Annotated in this window: 12 protein-coding genes; 9 read left to right on the plus strand and 3 right to left on the minus strand. The window is 35.7% G+C overall.

All coding sequences use genetic code 11. The annotated features are described in order from the left end of the window. The first annotated feature begins 788 nt into the window (after positions 1-788). The 7 genes from IPH52_08145 (at position 789) to IPH52_08175 (ending at position 10,800) form a co-directional block, all read left to right on the plus strand. The gene (locus IPH52_08145) at positions 789-965 is read left to right on the plus strand and encodes a hypothetical protein (protein ID MBK7055009.1); all 177 of its coding nucleotides are present in this window, start codon (positions 789-791) and stop codon (positions 963-965) included. Positions 966-985: 20 nt separating this feature from the next. Beyond that, positions 986-2,227 (plus strand): ankyrin repeat domain-containing protein, encoded by a 1,242-nt coding sequence (locus IPH52_08150; protein ID MBK7055010.1) that lies wholly within the window; start codon positions 986-988, stop codon positions 2,225-2,227. Between the two features lie 46 nt (positions 2,228-2,273). Next, the gene (locus IPH52_08155; GenBank protein MBK7055011.1) at positions 2,274-4,931 is read left to right on the plus strand and encodes a caspase family protein; all 2,658 of its coding nucleotides are present in this window, start codon (positions 2,274-2,276) and stop codon (positions 4,929-4,931) included. Between the two features lie 161 nt (positions 4,932-5,092). After that, entirely contained in the window at positions 5,093-5,770 is a 678-nt protein-coding gene (locus IPH52_08160; GenBank protein MBK7055012.1) for a hypothetical protein, read from the plus strand. An 89-nt stretch (positions 5,771-5,859) separates the two neighbouring features. Next, positions 5,860-7,926, plus strand: a complete 2,067-nt coding sequence (locus tag IPH52_08165; GenBank protein MBK7055013.1) for a (Fe-S)-binding protein — start codon at positions 5,860-5,862, stop codon at positions 7,924-7,926. Positions 7,927-8,416: 490 nt separating this feature from the next. Continuing rightward, positions 8,417-8,980 (plus strand): Plug domain-containing protein, encoded by a 564-nt coding sequence (locus IPH52_08170; GenBank protein MBK7055014.1) that lies wholly within the window; start codon positions 8,417-8,419, stop codon positions 8,978-8,980. Continuing rightward, complete coding sequence (locus tag IPH52_08175) at positions 8,947-10,800, plus strand: ligand-gated channel protein (protein MBK7055015.1); 1,854 nt, start codon at positions 8,947-8,949, stop codon at positions 10,798-10,800. Before IPH52_08170 ends, IPH52_08175 begins: the two co-directional genes overlap by 34 nt. 40 nt (positions 10,801-10,840) lie before the next feature. Here the strand turns inward: IPH52_08175 and rfaE2 are convergent, their stop codons facing one another. From rfaE2 to IPH52_08190, 3 genes are read right to left on the minus strand one after another with little or no spacing between them, the layout of a single operon-like run. Then, the gene (gene rfaE2 / locus IPH52_08180) at positions 10,841-11,320 is read right to left on the minus strand and encodes a D-glycero-beta-D-manno-heptose 1-phosphate adenylyltransferase (GenBank protein MBK7055016.1); all 480 of its coding nucleotides are present in this window, start codon (positions 11,318-11,320) and stop codon (positions 10,841-10,843) included. Further along, a complete protein-coding gene (gene rfaE1 / locus IPH52_08185) occupies positions 11,317-12,324 on the minus strand; it encodes a D-glycero-beta-D-manno-heptose-7-phosphate kinase (GenBank protein MBK7055017.1) in 1,008 nt (335 codons plus the stop codon). The genes rfaE2 and rfaE1 overlap by 4 nt, the downstream gene beginning before the upstream one ends. Next, positions 12,321-12,965 carry a hypothetical protein gene (locus IPH52_08190; protein ID MBK7055018.1) on the minus strand — a complete coding sequence of 215 codons (645 nt, stop codon included), beginning with the start codon at positions 12,963-12,965 and terminating at the stop codon, positions 12,321-12,323. Before IPH52_08190 ends, rfaE1 begins: the two co-directional genes overlap by 4 nt. A gap of 62 nt (positions 12,966-13,027) precedes the next feature. Between IPH52_08190 and IPH52_08195 the strand changes: the two genes are divergently transcribed. Then, positions 13,028-13,615 (plus strand): hypothetical protein, encoded by a 588-nt coding sequence (locus tag IPH52_08195; GenBank protein MBK7055019.1) that lies wholly within the window; start codon positions 13,028-13,030, stop codon positions 13,613-13,615. A gap of 8 nt (positions 13,616-13,623) precedes the next feature. After that, positions 13,624-14,667 carry a hypothetical protein gene (locus tag IPH52_08200; GenBank protein MBK7055020.1) on the plus strand — a complete coding sequence of 348 codons (1,044 nt, stop codon included), beginning with the start codon at positions 13,624-13,626 and terminating at the stop codon, positions 14,665-14,667. Positions 14,668-14,718: the final 51 nt, after the last annotated feature.

The following is a 14,718-nucleotide window of genomic DNA, read 5'->3' on the forward strand; positions in this document are numbered from 1 at the left end:
TTCCACCTCTCCCAATGGAATAGAGAATGATATCTGTTATGCGCTTTAAGCAAGATTTTATTTAGTTCAGTTAAAATCACTTTCGTGAACAGCGAATCGAAACTCAACTGAAATTATTTTTTATCAAAAATATTTTTTAAATAATCCACCCATCGCTTAACGCTCACCAGCAGCCAAGCTATACAGTTCGACAGTTTCGTGGCTCTAATGCGTAATAAAGGTATATTTGCTTATTGGACTGACGGTTAAGAGGCTAATACGGTGTTTACGCTTCGTATAAGCTGCGTATAAGATGACGTTTTACCAAATATAGGTTAGCTATGGGTTCAAAGATAGACTCACAATAGGTTCCCTATGCCCCTCTAACCTATATTTGAAGTATAGGAGAACCCATTCCTACCCTATGTTATGTGCATCGTCTTCTTATACGATGGTAAAAGGAAGTAGAATGCTTTTGTATAATGTGGAAAATATTTTCTGATTATTTGCTTGACGATAGTGAAAAATGTCTTATAGAATAATTTAAAATGATTCTCTTTGTTTAAAGACTGTCGCATAATCGGCATTATCCTGCATAGTCCTTGCGACATGCGATTAGAGCTCTTGAACAATCTTCGCATAATCGGCATTATCCTGCATAGTCCTTGCAGACTATGCAGAAAGATATTACGCTCCGTTGGAGCTTAGCCCCAACGGGGTGACATACCTTTCGGCATGGAAGCAAGCCCTTGCCGATGTATTTGTAAAGAATCAGCTTAAAGTATATTAGAAATAAAAAGGAATCTTCTATGAAAACAATCTATCGCATAATCAACATTATCCAATTACACTGCATAGTCCTTGCAGACTATGCAGGCAGATATTACGCTCCGTTGGAGCTTAGCCCCGAGTGGGGCGCAATACTCTCGGCATGGGAGCAAGCCCTTGCCGATGTAATTGTAAAGAATCATCTTGAAGTATACTAGAACTAAAAAGGAGTTTTTCTATGAAAACAACGTTTCGCATAATCACAATTACTATACTGTCATTATCCTTTGTCACTGAAATCACTGCTGACCCTACATCGGATCTGCTCAATGCAGCGCATAATGGCGATTATCTAAAAACAGAGACAGCGATAAAAGCGGGGGCTGATGTGAATGCGAAAGGTAACGATGAATATCCATTCCTCGGAAGAACAGCTCTCATGATAGCGTCCGAAAAAGGTCAACTAGAAATTATAAAGCTTCTCATCCAAAACAATGCTGATATAAATGCAAAGGATAATAAGGATAAAACGGTTTTGATGTATGCTTCTAAAACCAATTCTAGTGAAATCATTCAACTTCTTTTAAATAGTAATGCAGATTTGAACACATTTCAAACAACTGATTCGGAAATTAATTTTAAAAAATTTATGGTACATCTAAGCATTGTCTATCTTTTGCCCGAAAAGGAAAAAAAACAATGTCTAAATGAATTGCTTATTAAAATGGATGCCCGGAAAAATGAGTATCATGGATTTTATTTTACATTTCAATGGTTCATTTTAAAAAGTATTGGTGACGAAAGTAATACTAAGAAAGCAGATGAATTATTTAAACAAACGAAAATTATTTCCTTAAAAGATGATTCGATTGGTATTCATAAAAATTTATTCTACTTATTGGTAAAATATTATTTTCTACAAAATCAATATGAAGAAGTAAAGCAGGTTTCATTTTTTTTAGATTTATTTTATAAAGAACAGTTGGCAAGAGAAAAAGAACTTTCTGAACTTGTTTACAAAGCATTGGAATCCAAAAAAGAATTCACAGTTCTGCAAACTCCAAAGAGCAGTAACCCAATCCTTACGATTCAAAATGGTCATAGTGATGAAATAAAGAAAATTGTCTTTTCTAGTGTTTCTAAAAATTTTATATCTCTATCAAATGGTGAAATAAAATATTGGGATATTGATGGAAATTTGCTATGGAGTCAATCAGTAGACGGTGACATGATTCGAAGTATATCAATTAATGATACGTATATTTCAATTCTTACTAAAAATAGATATTTATCTCTTTTGAATAACCAAGGTCATAATTTATTTCAATTAAAAAAAGACGATGACTTGTCAGAAGAAGCAGGCTTATATTGCGACTCTTCAAAAATTTTCTTAAATGATGATATTGGATTAGATATTTCTAAATTATCAAAGATAGGAATATCTAATCCTCCGAAAGAAAATTCAGATAACTTCAAATAATTATTGCTATCTTGATTTCAAGTTTGCATTTCAGCCAGATTTTCTAATGCATTCGGAAGAACGAAAAAAAATAGATAAACTCGATGAGTTTGAAAAAAAATATAAAAATCGTTTAGATTATAGAATTAAAGAAATATCAACGGATGGGAAATACATTGTCTATGCAGGAAATACGAATCCCCGTAATGTCACAAATCAGGACTTTGAATCATCAATTCTAATATTTAATTCAGAAAAGAAAAGATTTATAAGAAATATTGAAAATCATTCCAGACCTTTTTGGAACTCTGCATTTTCTCCCGATGAATCAACAATTATTGGAGTTGGAACAAATAAAAATATCTCAATATGGAACACAAAAACAAAGGATTTTTTTCAATCAATTCTCGCTCATAAAAATCCAATTGCTTTTTTAGAAGTCTCTCCAGATGGAAACTCTTTTATAACCTCCTCTGGATTTTATAATACAGAGATAAAAGAAGAAAAGCCAGAATCGCTTGTGAAGGTATGGAACTTTTCAGGAAAATTATTACATTCTTTGGATACAAAAAGCACAGTAGATTCTATTGATTATTCCCCAGATGGAAAGCTATTAGCTGCGTCCACTTGGAATGGAAATTCTATTGTATGGGATAAAAACGGAAAGAAAATATTAAATGAAAAAGATTTTGATAAGATAAATCGTAAAATCAAATTTTCTAAAAATGGAAAATACCTAATTTCAATGGCAGATAATACTAAGTTTGCAATTAGAGATGAACGGTTGAATAAAATTAAAATAATAGAACCTTGGAATTCAAAGTATAGTTTTTATTTTGAATTCCAAGAAAAAGATCAATTACTTGCGTTTCAACGGGAAAGAGGAAAAGTTATAATGATATATAATCAAGCCACTAATGAAACTAAAGAATTAGAGGACTGTTATGGTTTGTTTAGTTTTTCATTTGAAAAGAATTATTTTATGTGCAGTGGGAAAAATGGTATAAACCTATTTGACTCAAATTTAAAACTAGTTTCTATAATTGGAGAAAACGTAGCCTTTACTGATCCTTCAAGAAAAGCTTTTTACTTTTTCAATAAAGATACAAAAGTTGTATTTTCAGGAAAAGACTCTGCTTTGTATATGTATGAAATTCCTTCTGGAAAATTAATTAAAAAAATGGATGGTCATACGAATAATATTTCCAGAATTTCCATTTCAAAATCTGAAAAATTTATTCTCACTTCTTCCATCGATGGAACCTTAAAAGTTTGGAATGCGGCAAATGGGGATTTACTTATTACCTTGATGGCTTTCAATGATGGAACAAGCATTGTTTATACTCCTGACGGGAGGTTTGATTTTTCCAACAAAAAAGCTCTTGACTATGTAAGCTTCAAATCTCCTTGCATACAGAATGGTTTCCTCGACCTCCAAGACTTAATGAACGACTACTACGTGGACGGCTTATTGGAATTAGTCACCAACAACAAGTTCAAACCAAACAAGAAAAACAACCTCACCAAAGGAGTGGAAACAACAGCAGTCGTAAAGGCACTCTTTGAAACACAACAGTTCGTTGTATCAGAGGAAGACAACAAGACATTACAATTCCAAATAACCGAGCGGGGAAGTAAATTCGAGAAAGCGGTTGTCTATGTGAATGGAATCCAAGTAGACGAAAAGACGTTAGTCGATGGAGAGAATACAGAGGGTGTGAAGTTAGAAGATGATAGTAAGGAAGGATTCTTTAAATATCGGGTTAAGTTTGCTATACCGCTCAACTTTGGAACCAACCGAGTAGAAGTGAAGGCATATAACTCTTACAATATCCCGCAGTCCTTTCCAGCCTTTGAGATTCAACGAAAGATACCGGATAACAAAGAGTTGGCGAAACCGGATTTGTATATTCTTTCTGTGGGGATTAATGACTATAAGACAAAGAAACTGACCTTTAGTGTGCCGGATGCTAAGGCTATGGCAGATGCTTTGCAACAGGGGAAAACGGGTATTTACCACGAAGTCTTTACTAAGCTTTTAGTCGATGCTAAGAAAAAAGACATCGAAGATGCGTTAGCCGATATTGAGAAGAAAGCTAGACCGCAGGATGTTGTCTTGGTTTATTTTAGTGGTCATGGAATGAATGCATTTACGCGAGAAGGAAAGAAGCTGTTTTACTTTGTCCCTCAAGACTTTAAATGGCCTGATGACCCTGAGAATGAAAATGTCGCCCGCAATCAGGGAATTGATGCCGACTATCTAGATGAAACTTTTACTAAAATCAAATCGCATAAGCTCATTCTAATATTAGATGCCTGTCATTCCGGTAGCGTCAACACTGCCTTAGCCTCTCGCGGACAAGATAAGGAAAAAGCTACTCGCAAAGCAATGGAAAAGATGGCTAACGGCACAGGCAGATTCATATTTGCCTCTTCTTCCGGTAACGAAGAATCCCGTGAGCACAGTGAAGTAGGGCATGGTCTTTACACTCATGTCTTTCTAAATGCTCTTGGTAAAAGTAAAGACAAGAATATCACCGATGCAGATAGCATCAACAAAGACGGCTATATTTATTTGTCTGAAATTCGTTCCTACATCGAGCAACAATTCGAGGAGCAAACAGCGAAATACCTCAAAGGTGTAATTCAAACTCCACCTTCTATGTCTCTCGGTCGAAATGGAATGCATGAGCGGGTGAATGACTTTCCGCTTTTGAAGAAATGACCAGAAATAACATCGTGCAATATGCATTAGCCTACAGGGAACTGACAATGAATTTTGAAAAAAATCTTTGAGCTGTGAAATAAAAAAATCCTTTCTTCCTTGACTTTAATTTTTAAAATGAAAAAGTATAGTGAATTAATTTAAGCTATGTGAGGTCATTCATGCTGGAAAAAGGATCAAAAACTAATCCTACTGGTAACTTAATTGTATACTGCTATGTCATTGGGGAGAATCCGTTTCAACCTGGTTGCGAAATCATTGCCTCAAATGTCGTTGTTAGTTTTCTTAAAATAAATGATAATTTCCCGGTCGTGACATTTCCTCCTATTTCATTCCCATCTATTGATGAATTAAAAAAAGTTATCATTCCAAACGAAAGTATTTATGATATGGCGAGGTTGCCTGATTTTAGAATGCCCGAGGACAGGGATTCTGGAAATATCTACATTCAAGAGAGAATGGAGCAATACAACGCGTTTGTAATGAAATACGTTGAACTTTGCAAGAACAAAGAGCGAAATGTAATGCCTGATTTTAATTTTGCGGGAGTAAATGATTACTTAGAAGAACTATTAAAGATTTCTATGCAGTTTCGTTCCTCTACTGGACTTGCTCGCGACACGGTTCAGCAAAAAATTGATAAACTAATTGAAAATTTCTCCATTCGCTATCCGCAATTTGACTTAGAAAACTACAAGAATGCACTTTTCTTTCCAGGAAAAAAAGGAGACGAGTTGGCTAGTCTTTATCTGAAAAAATTTCAAGCTATAAACGATGAGAAATATGAAGCCGCATCGATTATAAAACGAAAAATTTTAGATTTAGAGACGACTGTTTAGTCAGACAATTTGTAATTTCAAATTTTAAATGACATCCTTGGGACTTTTGTTTTCATAGACTAAAACTTACTAAAAAAACGGGGTTCACTTTGGAAACGATATTATTCCACCTAATTTTTACAGTGCTATTTATCCTTGCAAATGTTGTATTTGCAAAGGCGATTCTTAATCGCGTAAGTCTTGTTTTTAGTGCACAAAAAGCTGCTTTTAACGAAGATTTTCGCGAGAATAAAAACCTTGCCTTACGGATAAAGAGCGTTATTTTCAATGTTCTTTTACAAAAGAAAAATTTTAAAGAACCGATTCGCGGTATCATGCACGCGTTCATTTTTTATGGATTCGTAACCTATCTAATACATACTACAAATCAAATGGTTGCCGGTGTATTTGGTTACTGGATGAACATAGATCAGCTTTATACGTTCTCCCTTGTTGGTCTTATCTCTGAGCATTTAAACCATGCTTATGAATTCATGGTGCAGGGAGTATCCTTCTTAGTTTTATTTGGACTGGGATTTTTTGCCTGGAGAAGATGGATTGCTCAGGCAAAGGGACTTGATGTTCATTCACCTGCATCAGCTATCGTTATCGGAATGATTGGAACTCTTATGGTTTCGACTCTTCTTGGGGAAGGTGCAAAAGCAATTTCTGATACTTATTCAGCCCATAGCAATCACAGCTTCATTGCTACCGGAATTGGTTCCATCATGCAGAACATGGGAGTCGATGGTGAGCGTGCGAATTTGATTTATCAGATTATGTGGTGGATGCATATTTTAACTGTGTTTACCTTTATGCTCTATGTTCCAACTTCAAAGCATGGACATTTAATCTATGCTCCTATGAACTTCTTCTTCGTAACGGATACCCCTAAAGGACAACTATCCAAATTAAACCTAGAAGATGAAAACGCTCTTTGGGGAGCAAATAAAGTGCAAGATTTTCCTTGGCCTTCTCTTATGGATGGGCTTTCTTGCATTGAGTGTGGACGTTGTCAAGTTCAGTGTCCTGCTAACAGAACAGGAAAAGTTTTAAATCCAAAATCAATCATAGTTGAATTAAAACATGCACTTATGGATCAAATGCCACAAGTTGCTGAAGCACGTAAGGCTGGTAAAACCGCAGAAGAAATTTTAGGTCTAGAGACTAACGTCATTGGAGACAAATATATTTCAGAAGAGGCGATTTGGGGTTGCACTACTTGTTATGCTTGCGTAGAAGCTTGTCCTGTGGGTAACAACCAAGTAAACGCTATTGTAGAAATGAGAAGACATCTCGTATTAGCTGAATCTAGATTCCCTGCTGAATTACAGGGCGCATTTACCAATATGGAAAATAATTCCAACCCTTGGGGAGTTGGTGCACACACTAGAGCAGACTGGGCAGAAGGTCTTGGTGTAAAAACTATGGCTGAAGATGCTAATGTTGACGTGCTCTATTGGGTAGGTTGTGCGGGAGCGTTTGATGAAAGAAGTAAGAGCACTGCTCGTTCTTTTGTAAAGATTCTCCAGAAAGCGAATGTTAATTTCGGAATTTTAGGAACCGAAGAAAATTGTTCCGGTGACTCTGCAAGACGCGGTGGAAATGAATATCTCTATCAAACTCTTGCTCAAGCAAACGTGGATACAATGAACAAATACAATGTGAAAAAAGTTGTCACAGCTTGCCCGCATTGCTACAATACGATTAAGAACGAGTATCCGCAGTTTGGTGGCAACTTCGAAGTGGTTCACCATAGTGAATACATCAATCAGTTAATCTTTGATAAAAAAATCAATTTAGATATTACAGCCGAAGACACAAAACAAGCATTAACCTACCATGATCCATGCTATCTTGGTCGATACAATGAGGGCTATGAAAATCCTAGAGCGATTGTAAATGCTGTATCTGGAAACAATTTAACAGAAGCAGTTGACCATCACTCTAAATCTCTTTGTTGTGGAGCAGGTGGAGCGCAGATGTGGATGGAAGAGCACGGTGAGCGTGTCAATGTTAAGAGAACCAATCAACTTCTAGACACTGGTGCTAGCACGATTGCAGTTGCTTGTCCTTTCTGTATGACAATGGTAACTGATGGTGTGAAAGCTGCCGGCAAGACAGAAGAAGTCAAAGTGCAAGACATTGCAGAACTAGTAGCAGCTAAGATGAGTTAGTCGTAACTAGATAGTAAAGATTGCATTTATGATAGATTATATCTATCATAAATGCAATTTCAATCCATTATCCTTTAATAAAGTTTCCCGAATATTCAAACCAAAATACCTAGTAGTGAAAAGGTATGCTCAAGAAAAAAACTGAATCAAACGCAAATTATATTATCCAATTAAACTAGTCTTTTTAAAACTAGTTAATCAATCTTACTCTTCAAATAATAATTTTCGAAGTAGGTAATGAAGCAAAAGTATTTGTAAAAGCATAATAAAAGAAATTTTTGACAGGATTCGCAAGATTAACAGGATTGTAAGTTTTATCATGTAAATCCTTTTAATCCTTTCTAAGAAAATTTACAATTATATTTGCTTGAGGACTTAAGAGATAGTTTAAAAGTTTTTGTGTAGTCTGAATTCTATTTTTATTCAATATAAAAGTTTTATTTTCAAATCATTTAAATGGCAAATTTAAAAATTAGTATATACATATAATATGATTTTTTCGTTTAGATTTATTTGTCTTTTCCTTTTGCTTTCGATTGCATTGGATTTATTTCCGCAATCTGAGACTTCTAATAAGGAAGGAGCCTCTATTCCTGAAACAAATAAAGAAGTGAATAAATCAGAAAATTCAAAAAACGACGAAGACTTCTTTAAGATGGAGGAAAATATTGCTTCCCCTTCACGGACTAAGGAAATCACTGCTTCTAGATTAAAAGGAAAAATTTTAGAAGCCCCGGCTTCGATGATGGTTATATCCGATGAAGATATTAAGAAGCGAGGATATACGAGTATTGATGAAATTTTTTATGATCTTCCTGGATTCGATGTATCCTTCTCAAACGGAGCGCAGTATACTAGCATTTACCAACGAGGTTATCGAACTCCATTCACCCAACGCATTTTATTTATGATTGATGGGGTAATTGACAATCACCTGTATATTCAATCTGCCGATTTTTCTAGGCAATATCCATTGACCAATATAAAAAGAATTGAAATTCTCTATGGTCCGCTTCCGCCATGTATGGACCTAACGCATTTCAGGGAGTCGTAAATATTATTACTAAAACTGGCAAAGAACAAAACAAGCCAGTCGAAGGGAAAGTTAGTTTCCAAGTCGGAAAGAATAATACTTATTCTATTGATGGAAGTGCCAATGTTCGAAGCGGTGATTTTTATGCATCTGCATCTGGTAGAGCCTTTCGAAGTGATGAAGAGGATTTATCCAGGCGGGGAGGATTTTCGAGTAGCTATTGGATTGGAAATACAGATGCCTGGGGACCTTTGCTTTTTCAAAAAGGAGCAGATGGAAGAAATCTAGGAACTTACCGTGATCCAAGTAGAGATTACGGAGCATTAGCCTCTGTAGGATACAAAGGATTAAGAGTAGGGACAATTTTTTGGGATCGAAACGAAGGCTATGGTGTGCAGTATACAGGAGAGCACTCGCAACCAAATTCAATCTGGAAAATAAATTCTAAACAAATATTTATTGAACAACAGCATGAATGGAATGAAAAGCTGAAAACGTTTTCGTTAATCCTCTATAGAGAGAGTAATACTTCCGGGAATTGGGCAGAGGCTTATCCTAATTCACCTCCAAATTCCAAAAACTCTTCCATTAGCTACACAGCCTGGAATTCTGATAATAGCAGTGTACTTACTTATCAAAACTTTGAATACAAAGCTACATCTTACTTTCAAATCCTCGGGGGGCTTAAATATGAAGGTAAGAGACTAACAAAAAATTATGATATACCCGGTTATTACAATGCATTTAGCTCTTATTCCTATTTGAATGATAGTAAAATTTTTCCAAACGGATTTGGTGTTGGATCAAGCACTGACCCTTATTATCTAAGACCTCCAGATCCTAAAAAACAAATGCCTGAATCAAATAGAATCAATACTGTAGATACAGGAGCATTTATTTCCATGATTCTTGGCTTGGATAAATTTAGACTTGTTCCTGGTATTCGTTATGATAGAAATTCCTTATATGGTCAATCTATCAATCCGAGGATAACAGGTATTTATCACTACTCCAGTCAAACAACTTTTAAAGTTTTGTATGGAGAGGCATTCAATGAGCCTTCTCCTATTTTACTATTTGGCGGATGGAATGGAAGAGCATCCAATCCTTATATGAAGCCAGAAAAAGAAAGGTCTCATGAGTTTATTGTAATGCATCAGAGGGGTCGTTTTTTTCATGAGACATCTCTTTATTATTCGCGCTATGAAAATGTAATTAAGGAAGAAGCGGAAAATGCTGGAAAGCGAAAGATTTATGGATTAGAATATAAAATTAAATCAAAGTTTAAAAACTTCATTCCCGAATCAACGCCGATTGAGACTTATATATATTATACATACACAGAATCTCTAAGCAGTATTCATTATGATCAAGTTGCCGGCAAATGGAAAGAAGGAGATACCGTTTTTGGTAGATATGAGAATCTAAATTCCGGTCTTGCCGCACAAATTCCTCGCACAGAAAGTTATACAACTCTTGGAGATATTGCAAGGCATAAAGTTCAAATTGGATTTAATTTGCCTATAGGAGATAAGTATAACTGGAATTTGCGCGGAGTCTATACAGGACCTAAAACAGTTTATTTAAGAAATGCAATTCGAGATGAGGGTAAGACTGTTAGTCCGCATTTTGTAATCAACACAGCTTTTATAATCAATTTTCAAGACCTGGGTTTTTTTACACTAAAAGTTTTAAATCTTTTAAATCATAGTTATTACGATCCCGGAATTGAAGGAGCTGATGGTGGTGATAATTATTATAGGAGAGCACAGGGCTTTCGAAGTTCTTTACTTCCTCAGCCGGGAAGATATATTCAATTGAGTTGGACATTGGAATTCTAGAAACAATATCCTTTGTTTAAGGATTAGTGGTAAATGAGTATTATCCTTTAATTTTATTGATGATATTACTGCTCGATTTACCGGTAACAAACGGAAGAATTTTAACAATTCCTCCATAGGAAATAATCGTTTTATATTCGGGCATTTCCTCGGCGATATAATCACCACCTTTTACATGAATATCAGGTTGGATTAATTCTATTAATGAAATTGGAGTTTTATCTGAAAAGATTGTAACAGCATCTACAAATAATAAGGATGCAAGCATAATACAACGATCATACTCTGTATTAATTGGTCTATTTTCTCCCTTCAAACCTTTGACCGACAAATCGGAATTAACCCCAATCCAAAGGAAGTTACCCAATTCTCTTGCTTTGGAAAGGTAAGTTAAATGACCCAGGTGAACGATATCAAAACACCCATTCGTAAAAACGATAGGTTTGGCACTCAGAGATTTTTTAAACTCAGTTATATTTTCTTGCAATATTATTTTCTTTTGAATAGTCTCGAAAATCATTCTAAGAGTTTCCTTTTTATAAGAGCCCTTTCTAATTCGTCGAGGCTAACAGTCGATGCACCCAGTTTTTCTACTACGACTCCTGCTCCAGCATTTGCTACTAGAGTTGATTCGAGTTCAGACATGCCTGCCGTTCTAAATGCAGAATAGAGGCTAATGACTGTATCCCCGGCACCAGTTACATCATAGACTTCCTTTGCAACAGTTGGAATATGAAAGATTTTCTTTAGCTTGGAACTATAAAGAGTCATTCCCTTTTCCCCTCTAGTAATCATCATGGACTCAGTAGAAAGTGTCTTGGAAATTTCAATTGCTGCTTTGGCAACTTCCTCATCGGTAATCAGTTTTCTTCCGAGGGCACCACCAGCTTCGTGATGATTCGGAGTCATGATTGAAATACCTTTGTATAAAAAGAAATGCCTAACTTGTGGGTCAACGGATAGAAATTTTTTCTTTTTTTTAGCAAGGGCAATCAGCTTAACAATCAAATCCTCATTGAAATACCCTTTATCGTAGTCAGAAAGAATTACACCATTACATTCATTTAGAGATTTTGTATAGCTACTTAGAATTTCCTTTTGTTCTTTTGGTGTTAAGGAAACGACTCTTTCCCGATCAATTCTGCAAATCTGTTGATGAGAAGCAATGACTCTTGTTTTTAAAATGGTAGGAATGTCTTTAGATTCAGTTAAATGGAGATCCTGTCTTGTGAGACCTTCTTCATGAAGTAAGGCTTTTAATTTTTCTGCCTTAATATCTAAACCACATTTAGCGTAAAATTGCGATTTGACTCCAATACTGCTCAGGTTTTTAATTACGTTTCCGGCTCCACCAAGCGTTATCTTATCTTCTTTTACAAGAACAACAGGAACAGGTGCTTCCGGAGAAATACGATTTACCTCACCGAAAAGGTATTCATCTAGAACTGCATCCCCAACGACTAAAATCTTTATCTTAGAAAAAGACTCAATTGTTTCGTAGAAATTTTTCTTTAGAACTTTCATTGATTAGTCTTAATATGATAAAACTGAAAATCGACAGTGAAAGTATTTTTTTGCTGAATATAAAACGTCTTTGATTTAATTTCAGGATTCAAAAGATATAGGTAGGAGTTTGATTTTGTTCTGAGAAAGAAATGTCCGACTTTACCCTGTAGATTGAATTCTGAAAAAAGTCTTTCCACCATTGCGTTAGCATTGGTTCTTTTCTCTTTCAAAATTCCACCACCAGCGAAAGTGAGAGAATTTTTTTCCTCCTCTTGCAAATGAAAAGCTTTGTCTTCAAAGAAAAGATCTGGAATAAAACTAGGTATTGTTTTTTGGGAAGCTACTTCAAGTAGATGAGTTGTCTCCATAAATTGATTGAATCTAGTCGCCAATCCAAGCTTTGCTATTCTAGCTTTGATGGGCTGATTCATATCGGTTGCCTGTATCTTTTGAAAATTCAACTCTTGTGCAAGTAAAGAGCGCATAAAAAGGAAGGCGAGTCCAGTGGAGGTAATGTCTTGCCTGTCTAAAAAACTCCAAGTTTCATTTTTATCTAACGGACTAAAAAAAATGTTATCGTGAGAATAAACATTTTCTGAGTGAATGTATTCCAAATTCACTATCTTTTTTTCTTGAACAAAAGGTAAGGTTTGACTCATATATTTATTTTCGGTTTAGGAAGGGGCAAAAATTGAATTCTAAGAATTAAAGGTTTTATTTTTTGGCTTTCTTAATTGTTTCCGATAATATTATTGGTAGTTTTGCTATGTCTGATACAAGTAAGAGAGTTTTAGAAAGAAGTCAAACAGGGGAATATGAATTTACTCCCTATGGAGAATTCCTATCTTATTATCACGCGCATTTACAAATTTTCAATAAATTCATACAAGAAAAGCCTATCCCGCAAAAAGAAAGGGATCAGCTCTATCAACGAATAAAAGGCTATATGGTAGCCAATGTAAAAAAGTCAGATCATTTTTTTGAGAAAATTGGTGATTTTGCTTCTTTTTTGCAAATGGATATGGAAGAGCTTAAAAGGCATTTGAATGAATCCTTCATAGAAGTTCTTACCAAAGTTCAAGATAAACTCCGTGAGCAAGAGATGGATAAACTTAGTTCTAAAAAGGACTTTGCCCATATCACTGAAGAACTTGTTTTTAAGTTAGGAGAAATCTTTCCACCGAATTGTCGTTTTGCTCTGCGCGATGGGCTCTTAGTCATAGAGAATGTTAATACTGGTGAAATAGTTAAGCCTGTTGGAATGCTCGGGGCGATCAAAGAAGAGCAGCAAAAGCACAGGAAAAGTTAGCTGCTCGAGTGGTTAATAGACCGAAAGAGCCTGTATTTGTGCCTGAAAAATCCATTTTAGTTGAAATCTTTGAAAAGCACGAAGAGACTTTAACCGGAGAACGACTCGAATTAAAGCAAGATTTTTTACCAGAAATTTCTGAGCCAGATCCAGCGGATGCAGAGCCTCCTAAGGAAAAGGGCTTGCTAGATGATGTAGAAGAGTTGGACTTTGAAATGGAAGAGGAGGAAAGACCATCCTATGATTCACAGGATACTTCTTCCAATGAACCAGGCTTATTAGATGACATAGAGGGATTTGATTTTCAAGAAACGCAGAGGACCCAAGAAGTTACCGAAGAGTCGGCACCAACAGATGATTTAATGGATTTTCTCGATTCAGTCGGTCCTAGCGAGCCTGAGCAAGAATCTGAGCCGGAGTTGGATTATCAGACAGAGCCTGAGCTACAGACATACGAAGAGCCAGAAGCAGAGGCTGAACCAGAGTCTTATAGCGAGCCAGAAATGGAAGCAGAGCCAGAGCCAGAGCCTGAAGAGCCCGATCAAGCTGAGTTATTTACTTTTAAAGAATATTCTGAGATTACAAAAAAAATACAGAACTACAAGACGTCAAGTGATACGACTGGATACAACCAGTGGATAGCTGGTGCAACTGATTTAGAGAAATGCTTTGTTTCCATAAGGGCGAATTTCAATAAAGAACAAACCGGTCAACCTGTAGATTGGCAAAAATACTTTGACTCTGTTGCTTCCAAAACTCAATTGAGGAGGGAAACGATAGAAAAATTTAAGGGACGAGTGAAGCACTTAGATTTTACGAAAGCGGTTTTAGATATTGCAATTAAAGAACTAAAAAACCAATCTCCTGAAGTCATTTCCATCTTAAAATCAGCCTGGCCTCATATTCTTGCCACTTTCTCAGACGCTCCCGATTATGATACAGTAGAGTCGAATCTTGTTTCGCTATTAGCAAGGCTTAAATCAGACTCACAAAGACTTCCAATTCAAACAATCCTAATCAAAGGTATTCAAAAGCTTAGACAAAAATTGTAGAAAGTCTGTTTCCTAAGAAATTGCCTCAACATATTGTAAGCTGGCATTTTA

The sequence above is a fragment of the Leptospiraceae bacterium genome (assembly GCA_016708435.1).
Lineage (GTDB): Bacteria > Spirochaetota > Leptospiria > Leptospirales > Leptospiraceae > UBA2033.

What these genes read in the sequence shown, in the direction of transcription:
- IPH52_08160 (MBK7055012.1), top strand. Translation starts at nt 5,093, where the DNA reads ATGCTGGAAAAAGGATCAAAAACTAATCCTACTGGTAACTTAATTGTA.
- IPH52_08155 (MBK7055011.1), top strand. Translation starts at nt 2,274, where the DNA reads ATGCATTCGGAAGAACGAAAAAAAATAGATAAACTCGATGAGTTTGAA.
- IPH52_08190 (MBK7055018.1), bottom strand. Translation starts at nt 12,965, where the DNA reads ATGAGTCAAACCTTACCTTTTGTTCAAGAAAAAAAGATAGTGAATTTG.
- IPH52_08170 (MBK7055014.1), top strand. Translation starts at nt 8,417, where the DNA reads ATGATTTTTTCGTTTAGATTTATTTGTCTTTTCCTTTTGCTTTCGATT.
- rfaE2 (MBK7055016.1), bottom strand. Translation starts at nt 11,320, where the DNA reads ATGATTTTCGAGACTATTCAAAAGAAAATAATATTGCAAGAAAATATA.
- rfaE1 (MBK7055017.1), bottom strand. Translation starts at nt 12,324, where the DNA reads ATGAAAGTTCTAAAGAAAAATTTCTACGAAACAATTGAGTCTTTTTCT.
- IPH52_08150 (MBK7055010.1), top strand. Translation starts at nt 986, where the DNA reads ATGAAAACAACGTTTCGCATAATCACAATTACTATACTGTCATTATCC.
- IPH52_08175 (MBK7055015.1), top strand. Translation starts at nt 8,947, where the DNA reads ATGTATGGACCTAACGCATTTCAGGGAGTCGTAAATATTATTACTAAA.
- IPH52_08145 (MBK7055009.1), top strand. Translation starts at nt 789, where the DNA reads ATGAAAACAATCTATCGCATAATCAACATTATCCAATTACACTGCATA.